This window comes from Sphingobium sp. MP9-4, from assembly GCF_005281675.1.
Taxonomy (GTDB): Bacteria; Pseudomonadota; Alphaproteobacteria; order Sphingomonadales; family Sphingomonadaceae; genus Sphingobium; species Sphingobium yanoikuyae.
The window spans coordinates 17600-43753 of sequence record NZ_LUFI01000032.1; the positions used below are offsets into that span (position 1 = coordinate 17600).

Genomic DNA, 26154 nt, shown 5'->3' on the forward strand with positions numbered 1-26154 from the left:
GATGGGGCAGGCCCCGTCGCGCAGCTTCGTGCCCCTGCTCGCGCTCGCCGCGGCCGCCTCCGCCGCGATCGTCCTCTATGCCATTGGCGACTGGGCGCTGGCCGCCGGCTTTGCCGCCACGGTCATCACCATCGCCGCGCTGCTCGCCTGGTATCGCCGCCTCTACCCCCCGCCGCTGTCCGCCAGTGATGCCGTGCCCGACTGGACCGTGGCGCGCGCCGCCGCCGACGCCTCCAGCATGGCGATCGCCGTCACCGACCGCGCCGGCCGGCTGGTCTGCGCGAGCGACCTGTTCGGCGAATGGTTCCCCGGCTACCCCTCGCCCCCGGCCGTCAATGCCGATGCCTCGCTGATCGAGAGCTTGACCGCCGCCGCCCGCGCCGCTTGGCGCGATGGCGAGGCCAAGGTGGAGGCGATCGCCCATGCGACCCTGCGCCTCGACGTCGACATCACCCGCACCGGTCGCTCCGAAGATTATCTGCTCTGGCGCTTCACCCCGATGCGCCAGCCCAGCGCGCTCGACGATGTCCATCGCGTGCTGACGGGCGAAGCCGGACGGCAACTGGGCGAAGCCGGCATCATGGCGGTGATGATCGGCGGCGAGGGCCGCATCCGCGCCGCCAACGGTGCCTTCCTGCTGCGCGCCGCCGGACGGATCGACGCCAACATCACCGGCCGCGATTTCGCCGCCCATATGCGGGTCGATGACAAGGGCCGGCTGTTCCTGGCGCGCGAGGAAAGCGGCGGCCTGCCGCTGCGCCTGCTCCAGGTGCCGCTGCGCCGTGCGTCGCAGCCGGGCGGCGTCCAGAATGGCGCGCAGGACGGCCCGATGCTGCTGCTGCTGATCGACGAGCCGGCCGGCGGCGGCGGCACCTCCGCCCTTTCCTATATCGAAACCCTGCTCTCGCTGCTGCCCTTCGGCCTCGCCATGGCCGACCGCGACGGCCGGGTGCTGTTCGTCAACAAGGCGTTCGCCCGCGCCGCCGGCATCAAGGATGCCGAAACGCCCAGCTATCCCGGCGACCTTGTCGTGCGCGAGGATCAGGCGGCGGTGGCCGATGCAGTACGCCGCTTTGCCGTCGGCCCGCAAATGTCGGGCGACATCGCCGTGCGCATGCGCGAACAGCCCGAGGAACCGATCGCGCTCAGCCTTGCCGGCGTGCGCGGCCTGGGCGAGGCCGCCGTGCTGCTCAGCCTCAAGGATAATAGCGAGGAATCGAAGCTCAAGCGTCAGGTCGCGCAGGCGACCAAGATGCAGGCGATCGGCCAGCTGGCCGGCGGCGTCGCCCATGACTTCAACAATATCCTGACCGCCATCATCGGCCATTGCGACCTGATGCTGATGCGCCATACGCCGGGCGACAGCGACTATGACGACATCACCCAGATCAAGTCGAACAGCAATCGCGCGGCGGGCCTCACCCGCCAGCTCCTCGCCTTCTCGCGCCAGCAGACGCTGCGCCCCCAGATATTGCAGCTGCCCGACATCGTCGCCGACGTCTCCAACCTGCTGAAGCGGCTGCTCGGCGAGAATGTGAAGCTCGACGTCAGCCATGGCCGCAACCTCGGCGCAGTGCGTGCCGACCCCGGCCAGCTGGAACAGGTCATCATCAACCTGGCGGTCAATGCCCGCGATGCCATGCCCGAAGGCGGCACGCTCAATATCCAGACCTATGGCGTGCCGGCGAACCGCGTGCGCGAGATGCGGCAGCAAATTCTGCCGATCAGCGACTATACCGCGTTGCGCGTGTCCGACACGGGGCTGGGCATCCCGCCCGACATCTTGTCCAAGATCTTCGAGCCCTTCTTCACCACCAAGGAACTGGGCAAGGGCACGGGCCTTGGCCTTTCCACCGTCTATGGCATCGTCAAGCAGTCGGGCGGCTATATCTTCGCCGAATCCGAGCTGGGCCGGGGCGCCAGCTTCGTCATCTATCTGCCGGTCTATGCCGGCGGCGACATCGAGCAGGCCAAGCCCAAGACGCCGATCAAGCGCAGCGAAACCTGGGGCACCGGCACGGTTCTGCTGGTCGAGGATGAGGATATGGTCCGCGCCGTGGCCGAACGCGCCCTCACCCGCCAGGGCTACAAGGTGCTGACCGCCAGCGACGGCGAACAGGGGTTGGAAGTGCTGGGCGGCGGCGAGAAGATCGACCTGCTGATCTCCGACGTGGTGATGCCCAATATGGATGGCCCGGCCATGGTGGCGCAGGCGCGACGCAGTTTCCCCGACCTCCCCGTGCTGTTCATGTCCGGCTATGCCGAGGAGCAACTGCGCAAGTCGATCGACATCGCCAATGTCGCCTTCCTGCCCAAGCCCTTTTCCGTCAATCAGTTGGCCGAAGCGGCGCGCGACGCGCTGGCGATGCGACCGGCGGCGGAATGAACTTGGCCGCCGGCAAACGATTATGCTGGGCATCGCCTGCCCCTTTGGCTAGCGATGGGAAGCAAGCACAAGGGACAAGGGCGCATGGCTGACGGCAAGTCCATCCTCATCGTCGAGGATGAAGCGATGATCGGCATGATGCTGGAAGATTATCTCGACGCGCTCGGTTATCGCCTCCACGCGACCGCCGCGTCGGTGGACGAGGCGTGCGCCCTGGCGCGCGAGGGCGGGTTCGACGCCGCCCTGCTCGACTGCAATCTCCAGGGTGAAAAAAGCTGGCCGGTCGCCGACATATTGGCGCAGCAGTCGATCCCCTTCCTGTTCGCCACCGGCGGCATGGCGGATGATCTGCCGCAGGGCCATGCCGATCGCCCGACGCTCGCCAAGCCCTTCACCATCGGTACCGTGGAACGCGCGCTGGAGAAGATTCTCGCCGACTGAATAGGCAGGATAGGAAATTTCCGTTCCCCTCTTGTTCCACAGGAACAAACAGGATACATCATTGGCAGGCGCCGAGTGACTCGACGCGATCCGCTTGACAGGGGATAGGCCGATGACCGCTATGCTCTCACTCATCGATTCCAAGAAGACAGGCACAATGGACAGACAGAAAGCATTGGAGGCGGCGCTCGCCCAGATTGATCGCGCCTTCGGCAAGGGCAGCGCGATGAAGCTCGGCAGCCGCGAGAAGATCGAGATTGAATCGATCTCGACCGGCTCGCTCGGCCTCGACATCGCGCTCGGCATCGGCGGCCTGCCCAAGGGCCGCATCATCGAGATTTATGGCCCGGAAAGCTCGGGCAAGACCACGCTGACGCTGCATGCGATCGCCGAAGCCCAGAAGGCCGGCGGCACCGCTGCCTTCGTCGACGCGGAACATGCGCTCGACCCCATCTATGCCAAGAAGCTGGGCGTCGACATTGACGAACTGATCGTGTCGCAGCCCGACACCGGCGAACAGGCGCTGGAAATCGTCGACACGCTGGTCCGCTCCAACGCCATCGACATCCTCGTCGTCGACTCGGTCGCCGCGCTGGTGCCGCGTGCCGAGATCGAGGGCGAGATGGGCGACAGCCATGTCGGCCTGCAGGCGCGTCTCATGAGCCAGGCGCTGCGCAAGCTGACCGGGTCGATCGCCCGCTCCAAGTGCATGGTGATCTTCATCAACCAGGTGCGCATGAAGATCGGCGTGATGTACGGCAATCCGGAAACCACCACCGGCGGCAACGCGCTCAAATTCTACGCCTCGGTCCGTCTCGACATCCGTCGCACCGGCCAGATCAAGGATCGCGACGATATCGTCGGCAACGCGACCCGCGTGAAGGTGGTGAAGAACAAGGTCGCCCCGCCCTTCAAGCAGGTCGAGTTCGACATCATGTATGGCGAGGGCATTTCCAAGATCGGCGAGATGCTCGACATCGGCGTCAAGGCCGGGCTGGTCGAGAAGTCGGGCTCCTGGTTCTCCTATGACTCGGTCCGCATCGGCCAAGGTCGCGAAAACGCCAAGACCTTCCTCAAGGAAAATCCCGAAATGGCAGACCGCCTGGAAAAGGCGATCCGCGGCAAGACCGAGGAAGTCGCCGAAGGGATGATGGCCGGACCCGAAGCGGGGGATGACGACTAAGCAGGACGACCGCGCCCGACCGGATCAACCGGGCGCTTGATCCTGCCTTTCGTCCACCTCTGGCTTCACGCTCTGAAAAGGCCCGTCGCGCGATGGCGCGGCGGGCCTTTTACCTGCCGGGCGCGCGACAGGGCTGTCGCCATGCAGGCGCAACGGAGGGGAAGAGGGAAAAGACCGCTATTCGTGCGGCCGCAGGGCGCGGTTGAGCGAATCCAGCACCTCGGCGATCGGTTCGGTCACGGTGACGCTGCGGCCTTCGCCAAAGCGGATGCGGGTGCCGTCGGTCACGGATGAGACGAAGGTCACCTGGGTAGGGTTGACCGCGGTTTCGGTGCGATCGACGCCGACGAACATGACAAGCATGATCTTCTCTCCCATTTTCGGCCCGTGCCGGACCCATTGGGTGCAAGACTAGCTGCTTTTTGCGCCGTTACCAGAGGCTTTGTGCGGTTCAGCCTGCCTGGATCGCCTGTAGGAACCGGCTCGCCCGATCATCCAGCCGGTGCGCGACCGTCGCCAGTTGCCCCGCCGCAACGCCGATATCATGGGCGCCCGCCGCCGCCGCGCTTGCATTGTCGCTGATCTGGCGCGCACTCTGGCGGATATGGTCGCTCGACGATCCGGCTTCCGACAGGCTGGCGGCGATCGACCGGCTGAAGGCGCCATGGCGCGCCACCGCCGAAAAGACCGATGCCGACACCTCATTCGCGGTCGCCATCGCCGCGTCCATGTGCAGATGGCCCTGCGCCACCGTCTCCACCGCCAGCCGGACATGGCCGATGCGCTGGCCGATCTCGGCCGCCGCCTCGCGCGTCTGGCTCGCCAGCGTCTTCACCTCGCGCGCCACCACGGCAAAGCCCTGCCCCGCCTCGCCGGCCCGTGCCGCCTCGATGCTGGCATTGAGCGCCAGCATGCTGGTCGCCCGCGCAATATCGTCGATCAGGGTGATGACCGCGCCGATCCCGTCCGCCTCGACGCGCAGCGCCGCCGTCTGCTCGGCCCCGACCTGCGTCTGCGCCACCGCCGCGCGGATCGCCTCGCCCGCCGCGCGCACCTGGCTTTCCATCGCCTGGAACAGCCCGCCCAGTTCCTGCCCGCCGCTGGCGATGCCGTGCAGGCTGTCGGCAGTCTGCTCCGCCGCGACCGCCATGCCGGCCGCCGCCTCGCCATTGCCCGACGCCCGCTCCACCGCCTGTTCAGCGCGCGCCGACAGCATGTCGGCCATGCCGACCAGATCCGCGATCAGCGCCTCGACATCCGCGCGAAATGCGCCGCTCTCGCGCGTCACATGTTCCAGCCGCCGGGTGCGGGCCAGCGCATCGCGCGTATCCCGCTCCGCCGCCAGCCGCAGCAGCAGCAGGCCGCCGACCACGCCGGCATAATGGCCGCCCTGCGTCACGATCAGCCCCTCGCAATCACTCCCCTGCGCCGCATAAAGGTCGATCAGCCGTTCGACGCTGGCGCTCTGTTCGACCGTCGCGCACGGCCGCACATGTTCGTCCAGCCGCCCGCCGAAACTGGGATTGCGCAGCAGCGCATGGCCGAAGGGGTTGAACAGGATGCGCCGCATGTCGCGCTCATAAATGGCCCCCACCGGCCGATCGGCGGCGTCCACTACCGGCAGCAGCCGCAGCGCCGCATCGTCCTGGAAGCGGTCGACGGCCTGGCTGAGCGGCTGGCCCAGCCGGACCGCAGTGCAGCCCTGCGCAAAGGGCAAGGCGGTGCCGGCGGCAACATGCGGCTCCGGGTCGGGCCGATCGAGCATCTGGGGCGCGTACATGGCGCCCGGCCTAGAAGAAAAGGGTAAATGACCGCTTAGTATTTGATGACGCTTTTGTTACAGATCGTTGTTTTTACGGAATTATTTGGCCGGCTTATAGCCAAATGCCTCGCGTGCCAGCTTGACCACCTCGGGATCGGCCGCCGGGAAATCCATCGGCACCAGTTTCTCCAGCCGCTCCGCGACATAGGTCAGCGCCGCGATTCGTCCGGCCTTGCGGTTATTATTGTCGATCACCTTCCAGGGCGCCTGCTTGGTGTCGGTCTTCTCGAACATGTCGTGCATCGCATCCCAATATTCGGCCCGCCTGGCCCGGTTGCGATAATCGTCGGCGCCGGTCTTCCACCGTTTCCACGGCGTATCCAGCCGCTGCGCCAGTTGCTCATCCTGCGTCTCCTGGGTGATGTGGACGAACAGCTTGATGATGTTGGTGCCGGTATCGACCTGCTGCGCCTCGAACGCATTGATATCCTTGTAGCCGCGCTTCCATTCCGCCTTGGTGGCATATTTCTCCACCCGCTCGACCAGCACCCGGCCATACCAGCTGCGGTCGAACAGGCCGATATTCTGGCTGGCGGGCAGCCGGGTCCAGAAGCGCCAGAGGAAATGATGGTCCAGTTCCTCGCGCGTCGGCGCGGCAATCGGGTGGACCTGATAGTAACGCGGGTCCCAGTCCGCGGTCATCCGCTTGATGATGCCGCCCTTGCCCGCGCCATCCCAGCCTTCCAGCATGATGACGGTCCGGCGGCGATGCAGGATATGGGCGACCTGAATCTTCGACAGGCGACGCTGCAGCGCCAGCAGCGCCGCATCATAATCGCCTTTATACTTCGCCCCGGTTTCATAGTCCGACAGATTGATCGTCATGCGCCGCTCTCCTGCAAGGGGACGGCTGATTAGATCGAACCGCGCCGCCAAGAGCAAGCGCGGCCTCAGTGCAGTATGGCGTCGGTATCGACCAGCCGCACATCGTGCATCATGTCGAGATAGGCCTGGAGATAGAATTTGTGCGAGGCGCCGACGATCACCAGCATGCGCTGGCCCGGCGCGGCGGCGAACACGTCGCGAATATTGGCCGCCATGCGCAGGTTGCGCACCTCCCAATAGCCGGCATAGCCGCGCCCGAAACGCTCGGGCGAAGGCTCCTTGAGCGCCGCGCCGAAATCGCTGTCATAGATGGTCTGCGCCTGATCCGGCGCATTATAGGCGCGATAGAGCGCCAGCACGCCGGCCCCCGTCCGGATGCCGGGCTGCAGCGCCGCATCGGCCGCCTTGCGCCGCGCCGTCGCTTCATTGTCCCACGCCTTCATGATCGCCGCGCCCGCTGCCTTCTCCTCCTCGGCATTGCGATAGGGCCGGTCGGCGCTGTGGTCGTCCATCGGTTCCAGCCGCTCCAGCCCCAGCCTGGCAGCCAGCGGCGCGGCAATCAGGAACTCCTCGTTGCGACGCTGGCGCAGCGTTTCCAGCCGCGCCACCAATATGGCGTCCAGCCCATCCCCCACATGACGGTCCGCGCCGTCCAGCCGCAGCCATTGCACCAGCGCCGATCCCTGATCCGCCGCCGCCAGGAACAAGGCCGCCAGATGGCGCCGGTCCGATGCCGTCGGTCGCTCCGGCCAGGCGGTCAGACGCCGCTCGACCTCGGCCGTGGCAGCCGGAACGTCCAGCCCGGTCGCCTGGCGCGCCGGCGTCGCGTCCCAGCAATAGGTTTCCACCGTCTCGGCATAGCGGAACGGCGCGCGGCGCAACGCATCGCACTGCAGACCAGATAGGGTTTCGACCGCGATCGATTGCGGCTTCCACGCCGCCAGTCGGTCGATCAACGGCCCCAGCGCCTGCGCATCGAAATCCTTTGGCCAGCCCGACAGATGGGGCGTGCCCAGCACCATCACCTCATTGGGCGGCCCGGCAACCGCCTTCAAAGCGCGCGGATCGAAACCGGGACCAGTCGCCTGCACAGACACCGCCGCAAGCCCCGCCGCCACTATCGCCATGATCGTCCGCATCATCCGCCACGCTCCCTTGCCGCCACGTGTGTTATCATAACAATACAGCAAGGCAAGACGGCAAAGAAAAAGGCCCCCGCCAGATGGCGGGAGCCCTGTTCTTCCCAGCCGATGGAAAGGCTTATGCCTTCGCCTGCGGCTCCACGACACGAACATGCAGTTCGCGCAGCTGCTTGAACTCGGCGGCGCTGGGCGCCCCCATCAGCAGGTCTTCGGCGCGCTGGTTCATCGGGAACAGCGTGATCTCGCGCAGATTCTGTGCGCCGCACAGCAGCATCACGATGCGGTCGACACCGGCGGCCATGCCACCATGGGGCGGCGCACCGTACTGGAACGCGCGATAGAGACCACCGAACCGCTCTTCCACGTCCGCCTGGCTGAGGCCCACCAGTTCGAACGCCTTGACCATCGCCTCGGGCGACTGGTTACGGATCGAACCCGACGCGATCTCATAGCCGTTGCAGACCATGTCATACTGATAGGCCTTGAGGCTCAGCGGATCCTGATTGTTGAGCGCGTCCAGCCCGCCCTGCGGCATCGAGAAGGGATTGTGGGCGAAGTCGACCTTCTTCTCGTCCTCGTCATATTCATAGAAGGGGAAGTCGACGATCCAGCACAGGTCGAACCGGTCCTTGTCGATCAGGTCGAGCGTCTCGCCGACGCGGATGCGCGCCAGGCCCGCCAGCTTCGCCGCCTGGCCTTCCTTGCCGGCGGCGAAGAACACGCCGTCGTTCGGGCCAAGGCCCAGCGCCGCGATCAGCTTGGCGGTCGCTTCCTCGCCATGATTCTTGGCGATCGGGCCGCCGGGGACGCCATCCTTGATGTTGATATAGCCAAGGCCCGAATAGCCTTCGCCGCGCGCCCAGTTGTTCATGTCGTCGAAGAATTTGCGGCTGCCCGCGCCCGCGCCCGGCGCCGGGATCGCGCGGATGACATTGCCGCTTTCGACCAGGCTGGCGAAGATGCCGAAGCCCGAGCCGTGGAAATGCTCGGTCACGTCCTGGATGATGATCGGGTTGCGCAGGTCCGGCTTGTCGCTGCCATACTTGAGCATGGCTTCGGCATGCGGGATGCGCGGGAAGCTGCCGGCCGGGGTGACCGGCTTGCCCTGGGCAAATTCCTCGAACACCGATGCGATGACCGGCTCCATCGTGTTCCAGACATCTTCCTGGGTGACGAAGCTCATTTCCAGGTCGAGCTGGTAGAATTCGCCCGGCAGGCGATCGGCGCGCGGATCTTCGTCGCGGAAACAGGGGGCGATCTGGAAATAGCGGTCGAAACCGGCGACCATCAGCAGCTGCTTATATTGCTGGGGCGCCTGCGGCAGAGCGTAGAACTTGCCCGCATGGATGCGGCTGGGCACCAGGAAGTCGCGCGCACCTTCGGGCGAGGACGCGGTCAGGATCGGCGTCGAATATTCGGTGAAGCCGGCATCTTCCATGCGGCGACGCATGTCGCGGATGATCTTGGTGCGGGTGACTATATTGGCGTGCAGCGTTTCGCGGCGCAGGTCCAGGAAGCGATAGCGCAGGCGGATATCCTCGGGATATTCCTGCTCGCCCGCCACCGGCAGCGGCAGTTCAGCCGCGGTCGACAGCACGGTGACCTTGTCGGCCACGACTTCGATCGTGCCGGTCGCCATCTTCGGGTTGGTCGCTTCCGGGCCGCGCGCGACGACGGTGCCGTCGATCGTCACGACCGATTCCGCACGCAGGCCGTCCAGGATGCGCAGCGGCTCGCTGTCCGCCTTGGCGACGATCTGGGTCAGGCCATAATGGTCGCGCAGATCGATGAAGAGAACGCCGCCATGATCGCGCTTGCGATGCACCCAGCCGGACAGGCGCACATTCGCGCCGACATCGGCTTCACGAAGGGCGCCGCAATTGTGGGTGCGATAGGCGTGCATGGCGTTTCGATCTTTCAAATTCGTTTTACGGAAATGACAAATTGTTGCGGCCCGGCTATGGGCTTGCCTTGTCGACTATCGACCAGCCCGCAGGACGCGGGCCAGCCCATAATAAGATCGAAGACCATATGCAAATTCATCCGCTGATTACCGACAGCAAGACGCTTTCCGATTTCTGCGCCCGCATGGCCAAATCCCCCTATGTCGCGGTGGATACCGAGTTCATGCGCGAGAATAGCTACTGGCCCGAACTCTGCCTGGTCCAGGTCGCCGACTCCAGCGAGGCCGCGGCGATCGACCCCAAGGCGCCGGGGATCGACCTTACGCCCCTGCTCGACCTGCTGGTCAATAATGAGGACGTGCTCAAGGTCTTCCATGCCGGCGGCCAGGACATCGAGATCGTCCATAATCTGACCGGCAAGACGCCGCATCCGATGTTCGACACCCAGATCGCCGCCATGGCGCTCGGCCTTGGCGAACAGATCGGCTATGGCAACCTCGTCGACGCCTGGCTCGGCGTGCAACTCGACAAGGGCGCACGGTTCACCGACTGGGCGCGCCGCCCGCTCGACAAGCGCCAGATCGACTATGCGATCGGCGATGTCACCTATCTGATCGAAATCTTCCCCAAGATGCTGGAAGAACTGCGCAAGACCGGGCGCGGCGACTGGCTCGACCAGGAAATGGAGCGGATCAGTGATCCCTCCAATTACGAGAATGATCCGTCCGAAGCCTGGAAGCGCGTCCGCATCGCCAGCCGCAAGGCCGATGTCCTGGGTCGCCTCAAGGCGCTGGCCGCCTGGCGCGAGAAGGAAGCCCAGGACAAGAATCTGCCGCGCGGCCGCATCGTCAAGGACGAGACGCTGGCCGACATCGCCAGCCACCCGCCGCGCGCGCAGGAGGATCTGGGCAAGGTGCGCGGCCTGTCCGCCACCTGGAAGAGCAACGACATTGGCGGCCGGCTGATGGCGGCGCTGGGCGCGCACAAGCCGCTCGGCAAGGACGAGATGCCCGAACGCGATCCCAAGCGTCCGGGCCTGGGCAAGGATGGCGCACTGGTCGCCGACCTGTTGAAGCTGTTGCTCAAGATCCGCTCGCGCGACATCAATGTCGCCCCGCGCCTGCTCGCCCGCACCGACGATATCGAGGCGCTGGCCGCTGGCGTGCGCGACGATCTCGCGATCCTGGAAGGCTGGCGCTATGACCAGTTCGGCCGGGATGCGGTGGACCTGGTCGAAGGGCGCCTGGCCTTTGCCGTCAAGAATGGCCGGCTGAAAATGACGCGGACCGAATGAGGAGACGGACGATGCGGATGACGATGATGGCGATGATATTCCTGCCCCTGACCGCCTGTGCCGGGACCAATGGTGAAGGCCCCGACTCCGCATCGCCGCCTGCCATGGCGCAGGGGCCGTGCAGCCATGACGGGCTCGACCGCTTCACCGGCCAGAAGGCGACGGCCGATTTGGGCGCGGAATTGCTCAAGGCATCGGGCGCGAAGACGCTGCGCTGGGGCGGCCCCAATATGGCCATGACCATGGACTTCCGCCCTGACCGGCTGACCGTCAGCTATGACGATCAGATGGTCGTCACCAGCGCCCGCTGCGGCTGACCCGCGCGCGCCCTCATTCGGCGGCGCGCGGCAACTCCACTACCGTGCTCCCATCGAGCGCGGTGATCAGCACCACCGCCCCCTCGGCGCCATAGGCGCCGTGCAGGGCGACGATAGAGGCCTTCACGGCCACCGCCTCGCCGCGATTGCTCAGCAGCATGGTCTGCACGCATTGCGCGCCCTGCCCCTGCATCGCCCGCTCCAGCGCCTGGCGGAATGCTGCGCGGCCATGGGTCAGCACCAGATCGGTCAGTTGCACGCCCATCACCCGCTCGCGCGGCAGGCTCAGCATGTCGGTGAAGGGCACATCGACCGCGTCGATCGTGCCGCGCACCGACAGGCGGACATAGCCGACATCGCCATGGGCGGTCATCGCCTCGATGATCGCGGCCTTGGCATCGGCCAGCCGATGGCGGCGCACATCCTCGGTAATGTCGCGGAACATGATGACGGTTGACCTTCCAAGGGGAAAACTCTGCAGCCGCAGCCAGGCGCCGTCGGCAAAGGGGGAGGGAATATCGGCTGCGCTCGGCTCGCCGCCGCTCACGGTGCGGCGCACATGCACCTCCATCAGACTGCCGCTGATGGACGGCAGGACGACGTCCAGCTTGGGGCCGACCATCTGCCCCACCGGCTTGCGACAGATGGCGCTGGCGACCCGGTTGACGAAGTCGACGCGCATGTCCTGGTCGCAGATGATCACCGCCTGATCGACCCAGTCGGCCAGCGCGAACAATTTCTCCTCGGCGCTTTCCTGACCGGCGCTGCCCGACTGGGCTTTCAGCGCCCGGAATTCGTTGACGCCCAGCAGCACATGAGTCGCCCGGCCATGATGGGTGATGTAAAGCGGCGTGCGTGTCGCCATGTCGCGACATTCGGAAAAGCCGCGGACCAGGTCGGCCGCGGTGACGACCGGACTTTCGGCCGGATAACCACCCTCTCCCTCCATTCCATCACTCCCTACTGGGTTCAGATGGCGCGTAACGCGCTGGGTCATGTCCCTTGATGCCATAATTATCGGCCCTCCATCAATCGGACAAAAACAGAAGCAACATGCCTTCCTCGGGACGGGACGGCTTCAAGAGGGAATGACGGGCATTTCCGCATCCTGTTTCCTTTGCTCAGGCCGGAAACGCGTGTTTCCGGTCCATCTGCGTGCCCATGGCCATCACGACCAGCACCGGCACCGCCCAGATTGTCGACATGGCGTAGAAGAATTTGGTGAGGTAGGCGGGTGACACGATCACCGCGACCTGAACCGCCGCCACATTCAGCTGGAAGGCGGCGACGATGATCGGCCAGCGCCGGCTGCTCAGCATCGAAATGATGATCTTGAACAGCAGCGAGGCGCATTCGATCGCCAGGATCGTGCGGATCAGCACCGCCTCCGGCCGGATGGTCAGGACCGCCGTCTGGGCCAGGATGAACCCTGCCCAGACGCCGACGATGCTCCAGCGCCCGGTCGCGCCGCCATAGCGCACCACGAAGATCGAGGTGGCGATCAGCGCGATCGTATAAGCGAGGAAGATCTGCACGATCCTGCCTTCCGGTCCGGTCGCGTCAGGCGACCAGGCGCAGGGCGTCGGCCTGCTTTTCTTCCAGCGCGCTCCACGGGCTGTAGCAGCCGTCGGCGCGTTCGGCCTGATTGGTCTTCATGCGGATCTTGGTCGCTTCCAGATGGGCGCCCAGCAGCTGCTCGCGACTCTGCATCATCGTGTCGATGCAGCCATGGAAGCGCTTGAACAGCTTCTGTCCCTGTTCGGGGGCCAGGCCGATGGTGCGGGCGGTGTCGATCATGTCGGCGCTCATCCGCAGCGTATGGGCCAGAACATCGTCCAGCTTCACATAGGCATCGCGGACCTGGCCGCTCAGGTTGAAGAAGGTGTCGTCCGACATGTGCATTTCGCTCTTGGCGGCGCGCTCGGCGCGGCGGGCATTGGACATGGCAAGGCTCCCTTTTTAGGCCAGCGCTCGCTGGCCCATCAGATGGTTGGATTGTTGGAGACCGTCAGCCGAACAGATGATTGAGCCAATATCCCATCGTGATCAGCGCGGCCAGGGAACCCCCTGCCCATAACGCGACCCGGAAGATGGTCGTCAGGATCTGCCATCGATTCAGCCCATGCGGTTCCCCTCCCATGGTTGCCAGAATCCGGTTACCCAATTGGCGCAAACGACCCTTTTCCTGCCGCTCTGCACCAGCCGGGATGTCGCCGGTCCGGGTCGGCCTGCTTGGTGCCGACGCCTCCTTCTCACCCGCCATCGCCGGTTCAACAAGCGGCTCCGGCTTTAATTCAAATTGCTTGAATTGCGCGTTTTTCTCGGCCTCTACCAATATCCGGGCGGCTTCGCGCCGATCCTTGGCGCCCAGCGCCACGGTCGCGCGATAGACATATTGGTCGACCGTGCCGGGGGTCAGCGATGTGCGCTGCGCGATCTGCTTGGAGGTATAGCCCTGTGCCACCAGCCGCAGGCATGCCCGCTGATTATCGTCCAGACTGGCAACCGCATTCGACATTCCAACCCCTCTGATCGCCCACAGGGAATCATGCCCCGGAACGGATGTAAACTTCTTCTATGATCAATTTTTTATGATGCCGGCCAAGCCATTGATTTATATCAGATACACTTCATCCATATCGGTGAGACGAAAAAGGCGACGCCTGTGGGCATCGCCTGTTTCCGTTACGGAATCCAGTCATGACATGACTCGATCCGCAATAGCTGCAATCGGGAGCCCGGATAGCGCCCCGAAAGGCGCCGTCTACAGTTCCAGGCCGATCAGCGTACCGCTGCCGATCCGGTCGACATAGCGCTTGCCATCGACCTCCAGCCAGTCCGGCGTCACTTCCAGCCGGCGCCCGTTGATCGTGGTCCGCAGATGCTCGACCGCAAGCCGGTTGCGCGCAACGATACGCAAAACGCACAATCCGTCGCCCCGCGCCGCCATCATCGAATAGCGGTCGCCACGCAACAGGAAATGCCAGCTGCCGTCATGCGGCTTCCATTCATTGCCATCGATCACCTGCATCGGCGTGCCGTCGGCCGCGCCCAGCCTGACGCTGATCCGCGTCGCCCCCATGGATCGGCGCGGCGGCGCGAAGATCAGGATCGGCTCGCCGTCCAGGGTGATGGGAATCGGCGTATCGCGCAGCATCCGCGATCCACCGACGATCAATTGCGGCAATTCGTTGGAGAAGGGCAGGCGATCGCGCGCGAAGTGGCGCTGGCGCACCACCGGATTGGCATGGAAGCTGTGGACCTGATTCGCGGTCAGCCGCCCTTCCTCCACCAGCCCGTGACAGGTCGGGCAGAGCAGCGTCGCCCCCGGCCCGTCTGGCAGCCCCAGATAACGATAGATGGTCACCCCGCAGCGCACGCAGGCAAAGCCGCAGGACTGCCGAATCTCGGCCCGCTGATCGGCCGTCAGTTCCGGCAACAGCGGCATTACGCGCAAACCCACCATCAAGGCGCCCCCTTTTTCCCGCCGTCCGCCTGATGCGGATCGACGTTGCTTGTTCCTGGCGTCCTCGTGCGGGTGGAAAGCTCTGCCGGCCCCTGGGCTCCTATTGGTTAAAATAAATGCGCCCAAGTCAAGGGCCTAGACATTATGTTCGACAAGAAAATGGCGGATTTCGTGCGCTTTCCGTGCGCACCGCCCCTGCTCGACCGCTCAGCGCTGGGGCAGCAGGTCCAGGTTGCGGGCCGCCGCAATCGCCCGAATCCGGCCCGGTCGCGGCATGTTGCGGATCGCGATTTCCGCTACGTCACCGGCGCTGAACAGCTCGACATTGCCGACATTGAACAGCCGCTGGCCGAAGGTCTGCGTGATGCGCACGCTGCGGATGCTGGACAGCGCGATCTCGGTCCGCTGCTTGGCCAGCAAGCCACGCTCCAGCAGCACTTCGCGCTCGCTCAGCGCCAGCCGCTCGCCCTTGTGCATCACCCACCACACGCCGATCGCCAATATGCCGACCACCGAAACCAGCAGCAGCAGGAACAGGAAGGGATGCGCCCGGACCATCGCCGGATGCTCGTCATATAGCCATGCTTCGCTCACGCCGTCTCCCTCGTCTGGCTCCAGCGGTTTTTCACCATGGCCCCGGCGCGGCGTCAAGGCGCCGTCCGCCGCCCCCTGTGCGAGCGTCATGGTTAACCAAAAATTTCCCAATATTTACTAGCGATGGCCTCCGATTGGGGATGAATCATGGCCTATAGCCTGCATGATATTGGTGACGAAGACCGGGACCGTTCCGGCCATTGGCTGAATGACAAGCAGGATCAGCGCCGCGCCATCGTGCCGCTTCGCCTCATCCTCATCGCCCTGTTGATGGGGGCGCTGCTGCTGGTCCTGATGCGCCATGTGCTGCCCGCGTCGACGACGGCTTCAGCACCATCCATCGACGCCCCCGCCACCATATCCACCCGTTTTGCCGCTTGTGACGATCTGGACGGCCAGGCCTGTGTCCTCGCCACCGACGCCTATGCCTATCAGGGCCGTCGCTACCATCTCGCCGACATCAGCGCGCCGCGACTCGAAGGCGCTGCCTGCCCGCAGGAAGCCGCCCTTGCCCGCGCCGGCCGCACCGCGTTGCAGGGCATGCTGAACGGCGGCAGCTTCGAAGCCCATGCCGATCCCGCCGACAGTGATCCGACCGCCCGCATCCTGCTGCGCGACGGTGTCTCGCTGGGCCAACTCCTCATCCTCAAACGCTATGCCCGCCCCTGGTCGACCAAGCCAATCGACTGGTGCGCGGCCGGCTAAGACCGCGATCCCGCACGGGGGCAAAGGCGGGACGTTCCAGATTGGGACCGACAGCGCCCGTATCCGCCATTTGCGCATTGCGCGTTAACCAAGAAAATATCCCATTCGTTGCTCCATCATTGCTATGAAGCATCATGGTTGAAACGAAGCCGAAACGGACAAGGCTGACGGAGCTGGACGCGTTGCGCGGCATCGGCGCCTTGTGCGTGCTGGTCTTCCATTATTCGACCCGTTTCCATGAGCTGTTCCCGCAGGCCAGCCATGTGCCCTTCAGCTTTCCCGGCGGCAATTACCGCGTGCTGCTGTTCTTCACCATTTCCGGCTTTGCAATCTTCTTCACGCTGGACCGGATCGGCACGGTCGCCGACTTCATCGTCAACCGCTTCGCCCGCCTCTACCCCGCCTATCTGGTGGCGATGCTGGTGACGCTGTCGATCGAATATCTGGCGCAGGCGACCCAGTTGCTGGTCGGCCCCTTTGCGATTCTCGCCAATCTGACGATGCTCCAGGGCTTTGCCTTCATTCCCGAAGTGGACGGCGCCTATTGGACGCTGACGGTGGAGATCGCCTTCTATTTCTGCATGGTCTCGATCTGGAAATGGATCGGCCTGCGGCATCTGGAACCGACGCTGGTGGTCTGGCTGATCCTGCGCTGGGTCATGCAGCTCTGGCCCGACATCGTGCCCGAACGGGTCGTGATGCTGCTGGTGCTGCGCTATACGCCCTTCTTCATCATCGGCATGCTGGCCTACCGCATATGGGCTGGGCAACGCAGCTGGCAGCAGCAGGCCCCCTATGCCGCGCTCGCCCTGCTGTCGATCGCGACCATGGAAACATGGGACGTGACCATTGTCGGCCTGGTGCTGATGGCGACCTTCGCAGCGCTGATCCGCAATCATCTGCGCTTCCTGGCGATCCGGCCGCTCGTCTGGATGGGCGGGATCAGCTACAGTTTCTACCTGATCCACCAGCATGTCGGCTTCGTCGTCATGCTGGAAATCGCCAGGGCCGGCTACAGTCCCTGGATCGGCTTTGCCGCCGCCTTCCTGGTCGCGCTGACGCTCGGCACGCTCATCAACCGCCTGGTCGAGCGACCAGCAGGAGAGATCATCCTGCGCTGGTGGAAGAAGCGGCGACGGGCGCCCGGCCCGCTCGCGGAAATCGCGCCGAGCGGATGAGGGCGCTGCCGCAGCGGCAGCGCCCCCTTGTCATCAGGGCTGCGCGACCGGCGCGGCAGCGGCCGCATTTTCGGGCAGGCCGCCCAGTTGCGTCACCAGTTTCGTATAGGCGTCGAGATAGGCGAGCACGATCACCTGACCGATCTCGGTATTCTGATAGCCACCGCCAGCGGCGCCGGCAAAACCGCCCCACCAGCTCGACCCGCCGCTGGCGTTGAAGCTCAGGTCCGACTTGCGGGCATAGCCTTCGGTCAGTGCCTCTTCCTCGGTGGTGCGGGCATTGACGACCGAGAGGGTGACATTGGCCTCGCTCTTCTTGACGTTGATGCCGCCAGCGATCCGGCCCCAGGTGCTGCCACCCATGAAGCCGCCGAGCACGCCGCCCAGCGAATTGCCGCCGCTGTTGCGGTTTGAGGAGACGATGTCCGGCTCCAGGAAATAATCCGCCGCCTTCACCTGGCCACGGCCCAGATTGCTGTTCGCCTGCAATTCGCCGTTGTCGGCCATGGCGCGTTCCATGTTGCGGCTTGCCATCGACCGGCCACGATTGACCAGGCCGAAGCAGCCCGACTGCTGCACGAAGATCTTCAGGATCGCCTCGGGGCTGCCCAGATTGAGTTCGCGCCACCACTGATTGTCGGGCTCGACGATCGCAACGGTGCCAAGGCGCTTGGTACAGCGCGGGATTTCCGCCTGCTTTCGCGACTGTTCCTGACGGGCCGACGAACCCTTTTCGGCGGCCATCGCCATCGGCGCGGCCGAACCAAGGCAGACCGCAGCCGCAGTCAGCATCTTCAATACACGCATTTTCAAAAACCCCGTTTCCTGTCTGGTCGAGAGAAATTGGTGCGCCCCGGATATTTTTCTGGAACGTAACACAGCCGCAAGGGGCTTCCAAGCAAAGGGGGTTAATGACGATGCTTGTCATCGCACCGCAATTTCACGTGCCATGCACAGCGTGATCCTGCTGACAGCGCCCGCAACTGCTGCTATCGGGCGCCGATGACCGACCTGTCCCATATCCGAAACTTTTCGATCATTGCGCATATCGACCATGGCAAGTCGACGCTGGCCGATCGCCTGATCCAGCGCACCGGCGGCCTGACCGACCGGGAGATGAGCGCGCAAGTCCTTGATAACATGGACATCGAAAAGGAGCGCGGGATCACCATCAAGGCGCAGACCGTGCGCCTGGACTATACCGCCAAAAATGGCGAGACCTATGAGCTCAATCTTATGGACACGCCGGGCCATGTCGACTTCGCCTATGAAGTGTCGCGGTCGCTGGCCGCGTGCGAGGGCGCGCTGCTGGTCGTCGACGCCGCGCAGGGCGTGGAAGCGCAGACGCTAGCCAACGTCTATCAGTCGATCGAGCATGATCATGAGATTGTGCCGGTGCTGAACAAGATCGACCTGCCCGCCGCCGAGCCGGAAAAGGTGCGCGCGGAAATCGAGGAGGTGATCGGCCTCGACGCGTCGGAAGCGGTGCTGGCGAGCGCCAAGTCGGGCATCGGCATCGACGATATCCTGGAAGCCATCGTCACCAAGATCCCGCCCCCCAAGGGCGACCGCAACGCCCCGCTGGAGGCGATGCTGGTCGACAGCTGGTACGACCCCTATCTGGGCGTCGTCATCCTGGTGCGCGTGGTCAACGGCGTCATCAAGAAGGGGCAGGCGATCAAGTTCATGATCGGCGGCACCGAGCATCTGATCGACCGCGTCGGCTGCATGCGCCCCAAGATCGAGGCGCTGCCCGAACTCGCCGCCGGCGAGATCGGCTTCATCACCGCCCAGATCAAGGAAATCGCCCAGACCCGCGTCGGCGACACGATCACCACGGTGAAGAATGGCGCCGCCAAGCCGCTGCCGGGCTTCAAGGAAGTGCAGCCGGTGGTATTCTGTGGCCTGTTCCCGGTCGACGCCAATGATTTCGAGAAGTTGCGCGAGTCGATCTCGAAGCTGCGCCTCAACGACGCCAGCTTCTCGTTCGAGATGGAAACTTCGGCCGCGCTCGGCTTCGGCTTCCGCTGCGGTTTCCTCGGCCTGCTGCATCTGGAAATCATCCAGGAGCGTCTGAGCCGCGAATATGATCTGGATCTGATCACCACGGCGCCGTCGGTCGTCTATGACATGCATATGAAGGATGGTCGCACCCTTCACCTGCACAATCCGGCCGACATGCCCGATCCCAATCATATCGAGATGATCGAGGAGCCCTGGATCGAGGCGGTGATCTACTGCCCCGACGAATATCTGGGCTCGATCCTGAAGCTGTGCCAGGACCGTCGCGGTATCCAGAAGAACCTCACCTATGTCGGCGGCCGCGCTCAGGTGACCTATGAACTGCCGCTCAACGAAGTGGTGTTCGACTTCTATGACCGCCTGAAGAGCATCAGCCGTGGCTATGCCTCGTTCGACTATCACCAGATCGGCACGCGCGAGGGCGACCTCGTCAAGATGAGCATCCTGGTCAACAACGAGCCGGTCGATGCGCTGTCGATGATCGTCCACCGCTCCGCCGCCGAAGCGCGCGGCCGCCACATGTGCGAGCGCCTCAAGGATCTGATCCCCCGCCACCTGTTCAAGATCCCGATCCAGGCGGCGATCGGCGGCAAGGTGATCGCGCGCGAGACGATCGCGGCGATGCGCAAGGACGTCACGGCGAAATGCTATGGCGGCGACATCACCCGCAAGAAGAAGCTGCTGGAGAAGCAGAAGGAAGGCAAGAAGCGGATGCGCGAATATGGCAGCGTCCAGATTCCGCAGGAAGCCTTCATCGCCGCGCTGCGCATGGGCGACGAGAATTAAGCATCATCCATCGGGGTGGAGGCCATCGGGCTTCCACCCCGATTTGCTATTGCCTGCCGGCGCGGTCGCGCGTCAGCCCTTGCTGTCGGCCGCCCGCTTATAGCCGTCGAGTTGCTCCACCAGCACCTTGTCGACGATCGGCGCGATCGGCGCCAGGCCAGCGCGCATATAACCGCCCACCGAATAGGTCAGCGTCACACGGCTGCCGCCCGGCGCGGCCGCAATGGCGAAGTCCAGCACGCCGGTCACGGCTTCGCTCTGCAGCGGCCCCAGAGCCCCGCTCAGCCGCAATCGCTGGCCCGGTGCCGCATAGATGACCCGCGCATGTTCGATGCCGCCTGAGGCGCCGTTTCCGCTCTTGTCGCGAAGGGTCTCGCAGAAGCAACCCCCGGCCTTCGCCTGCAGCACCATGTTGCGCGCATCGCCGCTATAGGTGTGGGCGCTGTTCCACCAGCGCCCCGGCTCTGCCAGCAGCGCATAGGCCGCGTCGGGCGCCAGCGCCACGTCCACGCTCGCCTGCACGACAAAGCCGGCATCGCTGCTGGCAACCACCCCACCCTGTCCGGGCGCGGCCGCCAGCGCCATGCCGGCGCCTGTCAGTATCGATTTGATTGGATAGGCCATGTCCCCTCCCCGCCTTGTCGCCGGGGAGGGAGAATAGCTCAGGCCGGAACGCCGTCCAAGATGGCGACGATCGCGCCGCTGACGTCGTTCATGTCGGCCATGCCGTCGACGCGGCTGACGATGCCGCGCGCTTCGTAGATCGGCAGGATCGGTGCGGTCTTGGCGCGATACTCGGCCATGCGGGTACGCACCGTTTCCTCATTGTCGTCGGGACGACGCTTGAACTCATGCCCGCCGCACTTGTCGCACGTACCCTCGACCTTGGGCTGCTTGAAGACATCATGATAGCCTTCGCCGCAGGTCGCGCAGGTGAAGCGACCGGTAATGCGCTCGACCAGCGCATCCTCGTCCACTTCCAGCTCGATCACATGATCGAGCGTGCGGCCGCGATCGGCCAGGATGGTGTCGAGCGAATGGGCTTGGGCCTCGGTCCGCGGATACCCGTCGAAGATCACGCCGGTATCGGCCGCCAGCGCATCAAGCGCTTCGCCGATGATGCCCGAGACGACCTCGTCCGGCACCAGCGAACCCGATTCCATCAGCGCCTTGGCCTGAAGGCCGACCGGAGTCCCCGCCTTGACCGCAGCCCGCAGCATGTCGCCGGTCGACAGCTGAACCATGCCACGGCTGTCGACGAGCCGCGTGGCCTGGGTGCCCTTGCCGGCACCCGGAGGACCAAGCAGAATGATATTCATTGCGCGCATTCTCCCCTTGTACTTGCGCTTGCCTGTCTGCGCCCCCTTAGCGCAGACGGCCCTTCAGCTTCGCCTTCTTGATCAGATCCCCATATTGATGGGCAAGCAGATGGCTCTGGATCTGGGTCACGGTATCGACCGTAACATTGACGACGATCAGCAGGCTAGTCCCACCAAGGTAGAAGGGAATTCCCGCCCGGGCGATGGCAAATTCCGGCACCAGACAGATGAAGGCCAGGTAGGCGGCACCGATCACGGTGATCCGGGTCAGGACATAATCGAGATAATTCTCGGTATTCTTGCCCGGACGGATGCCCGGAATGAAGCCGCCATTGCGCTTCAGATTGTCGGCCGTCTCTTCAGGGTTGAACACCACGGCGGTGTAGAAGAAGCAGAAGAAGACGATGCCCAGGCCATAGAGGCCCATGTAGAAGGGGCTGCCGTGCGACAGATACTGGTTGATCGTCAGCACGATGCTGCTCCAGCGGCTGTCATCGTCCGCCTTCACGCCCATGAACTGCGAGATGGTCAGCGGCAGCAGCAGCAGCGAGCTGGCGAAGATCGGCGGGATCACGCCTGCGGTGTTGACCTTCAGCGGCAGGTGGCTGCGATCGGCCTGCATCAGGCCCTGGCGCGTCTGGCGCTTGGGATACTGGATCAGCACCCGGCGCTGCGCCCGTTCCATGAAGCAGATGAAGGCAATCAGACCAAAGCCCAGCACGACGACCAGGAAGATGACCAGGCCCGAGATCGAGCCTTCGCTGCCCGACTTGAACAGGTTGCTCAGCGTCACCGGCAGCTGCGCGACGATACCGGCCATGATGATCAGCGAGGTGCCGTTGCCGATGCCGCGCGAGGTGATCTGCTCACCCAGCCACAGCAGGAACATGGTGCCGCCGATCAGCGAGATGATCGCCGAGACGGCGAACAGCATGCCGGGGTCCACGACCACGCCCTGCGCCTGCCAGTTGGCGGCGGCGGCGTAGCCCTGCACGGCGGTCAGGCCGACGGTGCCATAGCGGGTATATTGGTTCAGCTTCTTGCGGCCGCTCTCGCCTTCCTTCTTGATCGCCGCGAGCTGCGGCGAGAGGGAGGCGGCCAGCTGCACCACGATCGACGCGGTGATATAGGGCATGATGCCGAGCGTGATGAGGCTCGCGCGCGACAATGCACCACCCGAGAAGGTGTTGAAGATGTCGAGGATGCCACCGGCCGACTTCTGCGACCAGGCCGCGAGCGCGGTGGGATCGATACCCGGCAGCGGCACGAAGCTGAGGAAGCGGAAGACGATCAGCGCGCCGAGGGTGAACCACAGGCGCTTCTTGAGGTCGGTCGCCTGGCTGAACTTCGCGAGGCTGAGATTGGATGCGAGCTGGTCGGCTCTCGATGCCATTGTGGCTGCCCTTCAAATCATTCTTGCCGGAGCCATCGGGCTCCGTGGCGGAATCGCTACCCCCTTAGCGGGGCGGGAAGACCATGTCGAACGGGAGTTGCCGCCGTTGCGACGAACATATGCTCCCCCCGATACACATAGCCCCGCCAACCCATATCGGGCAGCGGGGCCGTGCTTGCAAGTCTCGGGCGAGACTTAGGCCTTGGCGGCCTTCTTGGCGGCAAGGGCGGTGCCCTTCTTCGCCTTGGCCTTCTCGGCTGCCGGGACGACTTCGATCACGTCCAGCTTGCCACCGGCCTTGGCGACCGCTTCGACGGCGCTCTTCGAGGCACCGGCGACCAGGAAGCTGACCTTGGCGGTCAGTTCGCCCTTGGCGAGAACGCGGACGCCATCCTTGCCACCACGGGCCAGATTGGCTGCCTTGAGCGCAGCATGGTCGATGACGGCAGCGGCGTCCAGCTTGCCGGCGTCGATCGCGGCCTGCACTTCACCCAGGTTCACGATCGCATAATCGTTGGCGAAGATGTTGTTGAAGCCGCGCTTCGGGATGCGCATGTGGAGCGGCATCTGGCCACCCTCGAAGCCGTTGATGCTGACGCCCGAGCGTGCCTTGGCACCCTTCTGGCCGCGACCGGCGGTCTTGCCCTTGCCCGAGCCGATACCGCGGCCGACGCGCATACGACCCTTGCGGGCACCGGCATTGTCGTTGATTTCGTTCAGTTTCATGTTCGCACTCGCTTTCGCTTTTGTCGCGCTGATCCCGTGCGGGATCATCTAAAGGAAGCGCCCGTTAGCGCTTCCGCTGAAAAAACGAAAGAGGGGTTTCCCCCTCTTTCGCTTCATTTCGTCAGATCGAAAGGGCTTAGCCCTCGACCACTTCCACCATGTGGGGGAGCTTCTTGATGGCACCGCGGACTTCCGCCGTGTCTTCCAGCTCGACCACGCGATGCATCTTGCCAAGGCCCAGGCCGATCAGAATCTTCTTCTGGCTTTCGGGGCGACGGATCGGCGAACCGATCTGCTTGATCTTGATCTTCGCCATGTCAGTTACTCCGCAATCGCTTCGGCGTCAGCCTGCGCGACTTCGGCCGAGGCACCACCGCGACGCAGAAGGTCAGCGACCTTCTTGCCACGACGCTGCGCCACCGACTTGGGGCTGGTCTGCTCGCCCAGCGCCGCGAAGGTCGCACGGATCATGTTGTAGGGGTTCGAGGTGCCGTTCGACTTGGTCACGACGTCAGCGACGCCGAGGCTTTCGAACACGGCGCGCATCGGACCGCCGGCGATGATGCCGGTACCGGCCGGAGCCGAACGGACAGTCACCTTGCCAGCACCGAAGTGGCCGAGGCCATCATGGTGCAGGGTGCGGCCTTCCTTCAGCGGAACGCGAACCATGGCCTTCTTGGCCGAAGCGGTCGCCTTGCTGATGGCTTCAGGCACTTCGCGCGCCTTGCCATGACCGAAACCGGCGCGGCCCTTGCCGTCGCCGACGACGACCAGAGCAGCGAAACCGAAGCGCTTACCGCCCTTGACGGTCTTCGAGACGCGGTTGATGTGAACCAGCTTCTCGATCAGCTCTTCGCCCTGTTCCTCGTCACGGTTGCCGCCACGGCGGTCGTCGCGACGGCCACGGCCGCCACGCTCGCCACGGTTGCGGTCACCGCCACGGCCACGGCCACGGCCGGGACCACGACCTTCGGTCTGAGCCTCGGCACCCTCGACGGGCGCGACGACTTCGTTGGTGTTTTCGTCAGCCATGATCAGAACTCCAGCCCGCCTTCACGGGCGGCATCGGCCAGCGCCTTGACGCGGCCATGGAACAGGAAGCCACCGCGGTCGAACACGACCTTGGTGACGCCGGCCGCCGTAGCAGCGGCAGCGACGCGCTTGCCGACATCGGCAGCGGCTTCGGAAGAGGCGCCGGTCTTGCCCAGAGCCTTCGAGCCAACATCCTTGTCCAGGGTCGAAGCGGCGGCGACGGTGGTACCGGCGACGTCGTCGATGATCTGGGCGTAGATGTGACGGCCCGAACGATGGACGCTGAGGCGCGGGCGGGTGCCCGAAACAGCCTTGAGCGCGGTGCGAACGCGGCGACGACGCCGCGCGAAGAGGGAAAGCTTAGCCATCTTACTTCTTCTTCCCTTCCTTGCGGAAGATGAATTCGCCGGCGTACTTGATACCCTTGCCCTTATAGGGTTCGGGCTTGCGCCAGCGGCGGATCTCGGCGGCGACCTGGCCTACCTGCTGCTTGTCGATGCCGCTGATCTCGACCGTGGTGTTATCCGGGGTCTTGATCTCGATGCCTTCCGGAATCTCGAAATCGACGTCGTGGCTGTAGCCGAGCTGCAACTTCAGGGTCTTGCCCTGCGAGTTCGCACGGTAGCCGACACCGGTGATCAGCAGCTTCTTCGAGAAGCCCTGGGTCACGCCGGTGATCAGGTTCTGGATCAGGGTACGCTGCATGCCCCAGAAAGCGCGGGCGCGCTTGCCGTTGTTGGCGGGCTTTACAGCGATGCTGCCTTCTTCGACGGTGTAAGTCACTTCGTCGGCCAGCGGCATGGCGAGGGTGCCCTTGGGGCCCTTCACCGACAGCTGACCGTCAGCGATCGACGCGGTCACGCCCGCAGGCACGGTGACCGGCTTCTTGCCAGTGCGGCTCATCAGAACACCTCCGCCAGCACTTCGCCGCCGACATTCTGTTCACGCGCTTCGGCGTCGGACAGAACGCCCTTGGGCGTCGAGACAATGGTGATGCCCAGGCCGTTGCGGATCACCGGCAGTTCCTTGGAACCGGAATAGACGCGGCGACCAGGCTTGGACACGCGGGCAACATGCTTGATCGCAGGCTGGCCCTCGAAATACTTCAGCTCGATGCGCAGGCCGGGGTGATTGCCGAGGGTTTCCTCGGAATAACCACGGATATAGCCTTCGCGCTGCAGCACGTCGAGCACGCGGGCACGGAGCTTGCTGGCGGGGGACACAACGCTGTCCTTCTTCGCCTGCTGCCCGTTACGGATGCGGGTGAGCATATCACCCAGGGGATCGGTCAATGCCATCTCAAATGATCCTTACCAGCTCGACTTGGTGACGCCGGGGATCAGGCCCTTGTTGGCCAGATCACGCAGCTGCACGCGGCAGAGACGGAATTTGCGGTAGTAAGCGCGCGGGCGGCCCGTCAGTTCGCAGCGGTTGCGAATGCGGGTCGGGTTGCCGTTGCGGGGGACTTCCGCCATCTTCAGACGCGCAATCAGACGCTCGGTGTCGTCGAGAGCGGTATCGGCTGCGATCGCCTTGAGCTTCGCATAGCGGCCGGCATACTTCTTCACCAGCTTCTTGCGGCGCTCGTTCTTGTTGATCGAACTCAGTTTCGCCATGAC

General features: G+C 64.4%; 30 protein-coding genes. 8 read left to right on the plus strand and 22 right to left on the minus strand.

Going from position 1 to position 26154, the window contains the following annotated elements:
* Position 1 precedes the first annotated feature (1 nt).
* From A0U87_RS10470 to recA, 3 genes are all read left to right on the plus strand, one after another.
* Complete coding sequence (locus tag A0U87_RS10470; RefSeq protein ID WP_048938081.1) at positions 2-2386, plus strand: ATP-binding protein; 2385 nt, start codon at positions 2-4, stop codon at positions 2384-2386.
* 84 nt (positions 2387-2470) lie between these two features.
* Positions 2471-2827 (plus strand): response regulator, encoded by a 357-nt coding sequence (locus tag A0U87_RS10475; RefSeq protein WP_137405515.1) that lies wholly within the window; start codon positions 2471-2473, stop codon positions 2825-2827.
* Between the two features lie 112 nt (positions 2828-2939).
* Positions 2940-4010, plus strand: coding sequence for a recombinase RecA (recA, locus tag A0U87_RS10480; RefSeq protein WP_004208679.1), 1071 nt, complete (start codon positions 2940-2942; stop codon positions 4008-4010).
* A 177-nt stretch (positions 4011-4187) separates the two neighbouring features.
* Here recA and A0U87_RS10485 read toward each other — a convergent pair whose 3' ends face one another.
* The 5 genes from A0U87_RS10485 to aspS form a co-directional block, all read right to left on the minus strand.
* Entirely contained in the window at positions 4188-4373 is a 186-nt protein-coding gene (locus tag A0U87_RS10485; RefSeq protein ID WP_004208680.1) for a hypothetical protein, read from the minus strand.
* A gap of 88 nt (positions 4374-4461) precedes the next feature.
* Positions 4462-5790 (minus strand): methyl-accepting chemotaxis protein, encoded by a 1329-nt coding sequence (locus A0U87_RS10490; RefSeq protein WP_010337309.1) that lies wholly within the window; start codon positions 5788-5790, stop codon positions 4462-4464.
* An 81-nt stretch (positions 5791-5871) separates the two neighbouring features.
* Entirely contained in the window at positions 5872-6657 is a 786-nt protein-coding gene (locus A0U87_RS10495) for a polyphosphate kinase 2 (protein WP_010337308.1), read from the minus strand.
* 65 nt (positions 6658-6722) lie between these two features.
* Positions 6723-7799, minus strand: coding sequence for a DUF5694 domain-containing protein (locus A0U87_RS10500; RefSeq protein WP_010337307.1), 1077 nt, complete (start codon positions 7797-7799; stop codon positions 6723-6725).
* A 118-nt stretch (positions 7800-7917) separates the two neighbouring features.
* Positions 7918-9702, minus strand: coding sequence for an aspartate--tRNA ligase (gene aspS / locus A0U87_RS10505; protein WP_010337306.1), 1785 nt, complete (start codon positions 9700-9702; stop codon positions 7918-7920).
* 128 nt (positions 9703-9830) lie between these two features.
* Here aspS and rnd point away from each other — a divergent pair, with 128 nt between their 5' ends.
* A complete protein-coding gene (rnd, locus tag A0U87_RS10510; protein WP_010337305.1) occupies positions 9831-10997 on the plus strand; it encodes a ribonuclease D in 1167 nt (388 codons plus the stop codon).
* Positions 10998-11014: 17 nt separating this feature from the next.
* Complete coding sequence (locus tag A0U87_RS10515; protein WP_029547677.1) at positions 11015-11314, plus strand: I78 family peptidase inhibitor; 300 nt, start codon at positions 11015-11017, stop codon at positions 11312-11314.
* A 13-nt stretch (positions 11315-11327) separates the two neighbouring features.
* On the opposite strand, the gene A0U87_RS10520 is transcribed toward A0U87_RS10515, so the two are convergent.
* The 6 genes from A0U87_RS10520 to A0U87_RS10545 form a co-directional block, all read right to left on the minus strand.
* On the minus strand, positions 11328-12263 hold the full coding sequence (locus A0U87_RS10520) for a PAS domain-containing protein (RefSeq protein WP_010337303.1): 936 nt from the start codon (positions 12261-12263) through the stop codon (positions 11328-11330).
* A 172-nt stretch (positions 12264-12435) separates the two neighbouring features.
* Complete coding sequence (locus A0U87_RS10525; RefSeq protein ID WP_004208689.1) at positions 12436-12849, minus strand: hypothetical protein; 414 nt, start codon at positions 12847-12849, stop codon at positions 12436-12438.
* 25 nt (positions 12850-12874) lie between these two features.
* Positions 12875-13258: a hypothetical protein gene (locus A0U87_RS10530; RefSeq protein WP_004208690.1), complete on the minus strand. Its 384-nt coding sequence runs from the start codon at positions 13256-13258 to the stop codon at positions 12875-12877.
* A gap of 64 nt (positions 13259-13322) precedes the next feature.
* A complete protein-coding gene (locus A0U87_RS10535; protein ID WP_010337302.1) occupies positions 13323-13832 on the minus strand; it encodes a helix-turn-helix transcriptional regulator in 510 nt (169 codons plus the stop codon).
* A 246-nt stretch (positions 13833-14078) separates the two neighbouring features.
* Positions 14079-14762, minus strand: a complete 684-nt coding sequence (locus tag A0U87_RS10540; protein ID WP_010337301.1) for a hypothetical protein — start codon at positions 14760-14762, stop codon at positions 14079-14081.
* A 225-nt stretch (positions 14763-14987) separates the two neighbouring features.
* Positions 14988-15374, minus strand: coding sequence for a PH domain-containing protein (locus A0U87_RS10545; RefSeq protein ID WP_029547676.1), 387 nt, complete (start codon positions 15372-15374; stop codon positions 14988-14990).
* Between the two features lie 147 nt (positions 15375-15521).
* On the opposite strand from A0U87_RS10545, the gene A0U87_RS10550 reads away from it, so the two are divergent.
* Positions 15522-16079 carry a hypothetical protein gene (locus tag A0U87_RS10550; RefSeq protein WP_010337299.1) on the plus strand — a complete coding sequence of 186 codons (558 nt, stop codon included), beginning with the start codon at positions 15522-15524 and terminating at the stop codon, positions 16077-16079.
* Between the two features lie 134 nt (positions 16080-16213).
* Positions 16214-17257: an acyltransferase gene (locus tag A0U87_RS10555; protein ID WP_010337298.1), complete on the plus strand. Its 1044-nt coding sequence runs from the start codon at positions 16214-16216 to the stop codon at positions 17255-17257.
* A 33-nt stretch (positions 17258-17290) separates the two neighbouring features.
* Here the strand turns inward: A0U87_RS10555 and A0U87_RS10560 are convergent, their stop codons facing one another.
* Positions 17291-18064, minus strand: coding sequence for a CsgG/HfaB family protein (locus A0U87_RS10560; protein ID WP_137405518.1), 774 nt, complete (start codon positions 18062-18064; stop codon positions 17291-17293).
* Positions 18065-18259: 195 nt separating this feature from the next.
* On the opposite strand from A0U87_RS10560, the gene lepA reads away from it, so the two are divergent.
* Positions 18260-20065: a translation elongation factor 4 gene (lepA, locus tag A0U87_RS10565; protein WP_010337296.1), complete on the plus strand. Its 1806-nt coding sequence runs from the start codon at positions 18260-18262 to the stop codon at positions 20063-20065.
* A 72-nt stretch (positions 20066-20137) separates the two neighbouring features.
* Here lepA and A0U87_RS10570 read toward each other — a convergent pair whose 3' ends face one another.
* From A0U87_RS10570 to rpsN, 10 genes are all read right to left on the minus strand, one after another.
* A complete protein-coding gene (locus A0U87_RS10570; RefSeq protein WP_048938083.1) occupies positions 20138-20689 on the minus strand; it encodes an ATPase in 552 nt (183 codons plus the stop codon).
* 38 nt (positions 20690-20727) lie between these two features.
* Complete coding sequence (locus A0U87_RS10575; protein ID WP_004208699.1) at positions 20728-21384, minus strand: adenylate kinase; 657 nt, start codon at positions 21382-21384, stop codon at positions 20728-20730.
* Positions 21385-21430: 46 nt separating this feature from the next.
* A complete protein-coding gene (gene secY, locus A0U87_RS10580) occupies positions 21431-22777 on the minus strand; it encodes a preprotein translocase subunit SecY (protein WP_137405516.1) in 1347 nt (448 codons plus the stop codon).
* Positions 22778-22972: 195 nt separating this feature from the next.
* Entirely contained in the window at positions 22973-23503 is a 531-nt protein-coding gene (rplO, locus tag A0U87_RS10585; RefSeq protein WP_004208702.1) for a 50S ribosomal protein L15, read from the minus strand.
* 136 nt (positions 23504-23639) lie between these two features.
* On the minus strand, positions 23640-23819 hold the full coding sequence (gene rpmD, locus A0U87_RS10590) for a 50S ribosomal protein L30 (RefSeq protein WP_010337294.1): 180 nt from the start codon (positions 23817-23819) through the stop codon (positions 23640-23642).
* A 5-nt stretch (positions 23820-23824) separates the two neighbouring features.
* A complete protein-coding gene (gene rpsE / locus A0U87_RS10595; protein ID WP_004208704.1) occupies positions 23825-24535 on the minus strand; it encodes a 30S ribosomal protein S5 in 711 nt (236 codons plus the stop codon).
* A 2-nt stretch (positions 24536-24537) separates the two neighbouring features.
* Entirely contained in the window at positions 24538-24903 is a 366-nt protein-coding gene (rplR, locus tag A0U87_RS10600) for a 50S ribosomal protein L18 (protein WP_004208705.1), read from the minus strand.
* Position 24904: 1 nt separating this feature from the next.
* The gene (gene rplF / locus A0U87_RS10605; protein WP_004208706.1) at positions 24905-25438 is read right to left on the minus strand and encodes a 50S ribosomal protein L6; all 534 of its coding nucleotides are present in this window, start codon (positions 25436-25438) and stop codon (positions 24905-24907) included.
* A complete protein-coding gene (rpsH, locus tag A0U87_RS10610; protein WP_004208707.1) occupies positions 25438-25833 on the minus strand; it encodes a 30S ribosomal protein S8 in 396 nt (131 codons plus the stop codon). The genes rplF and rpsH overlap by 1 nt, the downstream gene beginning before the upstream one ends.
* A gap of 12 nt (positions 25834-25845) precedes the next feature.
* Positions 25846-26151 carry a 30S ribosomal protein S14 gene (rpsN, locus tag A0U87_RS10615; protein WP_004208708.1) on the minus strand — a complete coding sequence of 102 codons (306 nt, stop codon included), beginning with the start codon at positions 26149-26151 and terminating at the stop codon, positions 25846-25848.
* Between the last annotated feature and the right edge of the window lie 3 nt (positions 26152-26154).

Bases quoted from the DNA above. Each gene is read 5' to 3' on its own strand.
- A0U87_RS10470 (WP_048938081.1), top strand. From the start codon at position 2: ATGGGGCAGGCCCCGTCGCGCAGCTTCGTGCCCCTGCTCGCGCTCGCC.
- A0U87_RS10475 (WP_137405515.1), top strand. From the start codon at position 2,471: ATGGCTGACGGCAAGTCCATCCTCATCGTCGAGGATGAAGCGATGATC.
- recA (WP_004208679.1), top strand. From the start codon at position 2,940: ATGACCGCTATGCTCTCACTCATCGATTCCAAGAAGACAGGCACAATG.
- A0U87_RS10485 (WP_004208680.1), bottom strand. From the start codon at position 4,373: ATGCTTGTCATGTTCGTCGGCGTCGATCGCACCGAAACCGCGGTCAAC.
- A0U87_RS10490 (WP_010337309.1), bottom strand. From the start codon at position 5,790: ATGTACGCGCCCCAGATGCTCGATCGGCCCGACCCGGAGCCGCATGTT.
- A0U87_RS10495 (WP_010337308.1), bottom strand. From the start codon at position 6,657: ATGACGATCAATCTGTCGGACTATGAAACCGGGGCGAAGTATAAAGGC.
- A0U87_RS10500 (WP_010337307.1), bottom strand. From the start codon at position 7,799: ATGATGCGGACGATCATGGCGATAGTGGCGGCGGGGCTTGCGGCGGTG.
- aspS (WP_010337306.1), bottom strand. From the start codon at position 9,702: ATGCACGCCTATCGCACCCACAATTGCGGCGCCCTTCGTGAAGCCGAT.
- rnd (WP_010337305.1), top strand. From the start codon at position 9,831: ATGCAAATTCATCCGCTGATTACCGACAGCAAGACGCTTTCCGATTTC.
- A0U87_RS10515 (WP_029547677.1), top strand. From the start codon at position 11,015: ATGACGATGATGGCGATGATATTCCTGCCCCTGACCGCCTGTGCCGGG.
- A0U87_RS10520 (WP_010337303.1), bottom strand. From the start codon at position 12,263: ATGGAGGGAGAGGGTGGTTATCCGGCCGAAAGTCCGGTCGTCACCGCG.
- A0U87_RS10530 (WP_004208690.1), bottom strand. From the start codon at position 13,258: ATGTCCAATGCCCGCCGCGCCGAGCGCGCCGCCAAGAGCGAAATGCAC.
- A0U87_RS10535 (WP_010337302.1), bottom strand. From the start codon at position 13,832: ATGTCGAATGCGGTTGCCAGTCTGGACGATAATCAGCGGGCATGCCTG.
- A0U87_RS10540 (WP_010337301.1), bottom strand. From the start codon at position 14,762: ATGCCGCTGTTGCCGGAACTGACGGCCGATCAGCGGGCCGAGATTCGG.
- A0U87_RS10550 (WP_010337299.1), top strand. From the start codon at position 15,522: ATGGCCTATAGCCTGCATGATATTGGTGACGAAGACCGGGACCGTTCC.
- A0U87_RS10555 (WP_010337298.1), top strand. From the start codon at position 16,214: ATGGTTGAAACGAAGCCGAAACGGACAAGGCTGACGGAGCTGGACGCG.
- A0U87_RS10560 (WP_137405518.1), bottom strand. From the start codon at position 18,064: ATGCGTGTATTGAAGATGCTGACTGCGGCTGCGGTCTGCCTTGGTTCG.
- lepA (WP_010337296.1), top strand. From the start codon at position 18,260: ATGACCGACCTGTCCCATATCCGAAACTTTTCGATCATTGCGCATATC.
- A0U87_RS10570 (WP_048938083.1), bottom strand. From the start codon at position 20,689: ATGGCCTATCCAATCAAATCGATACTGACAGGCGCCGGCATGGCGCTG.
- A0U87_RS10575 (WP_004208699.1), bottom strand. From the start codon at position 21,384: ATGAATATCATTCTGCTTGGTCCTCCGGGTGCCGGCAAGGGCACCCAG.
- secY (WP_137405516.1), bottom strand. From the start codon at position 22,777: ATGGCATCGAGAGCCGACCAGCTCGCATCCAATCTCAGCCTCGCGAAG.
- rplO (WP_004208702.1), bottom strand. From the start codon at position 23,503: ATGAAACTGAACGAAATCAACGACAATGCCGGTGCCCGCAAGGGTCGT.
- rpmD (WP_010337294.1), bottom strand. From the start codon at position 23,819: ATGGCGAAGATCAAGATCAAGCAGATCGGTTCGCCGATCCGTCGCCCC.
- rpsE (WP_004208704.1), bottom strand. From the start codon at position 24,535: ATGGCTGACGAAAACACCAACGAAGTCGTCGCGCCCGTCGAGGGTGCC.
- rplR (WP_004208705.1), bottom strand. From the start codon at position 24,903: ATGGCTAAGCTTTCCCTCTTCGCGCGGCGTCGTCGCCGCGTTCGCACC.
- rplF (WP_004208706.1), bottom strand. From the start codon at position 25,438: ATGAGCCGCACTGGCAAGAAGCCGGTCACCGTGCCTGCGGGCGTGACC.
- rpsH (WP_004208707.1), bottom strand. From the start codon at position 25,833: ATGGCATTGACCGATCCCCTGGGTGATATGCTCACCCGCATCCGTAAC.
- rpsN (WP_004208708.1), bottom strand. From the start codon at position 26,151: ATGGCGAAACTGAGTTCGATCAACAAGAACGAGCGCCGCAAGAAGCTG.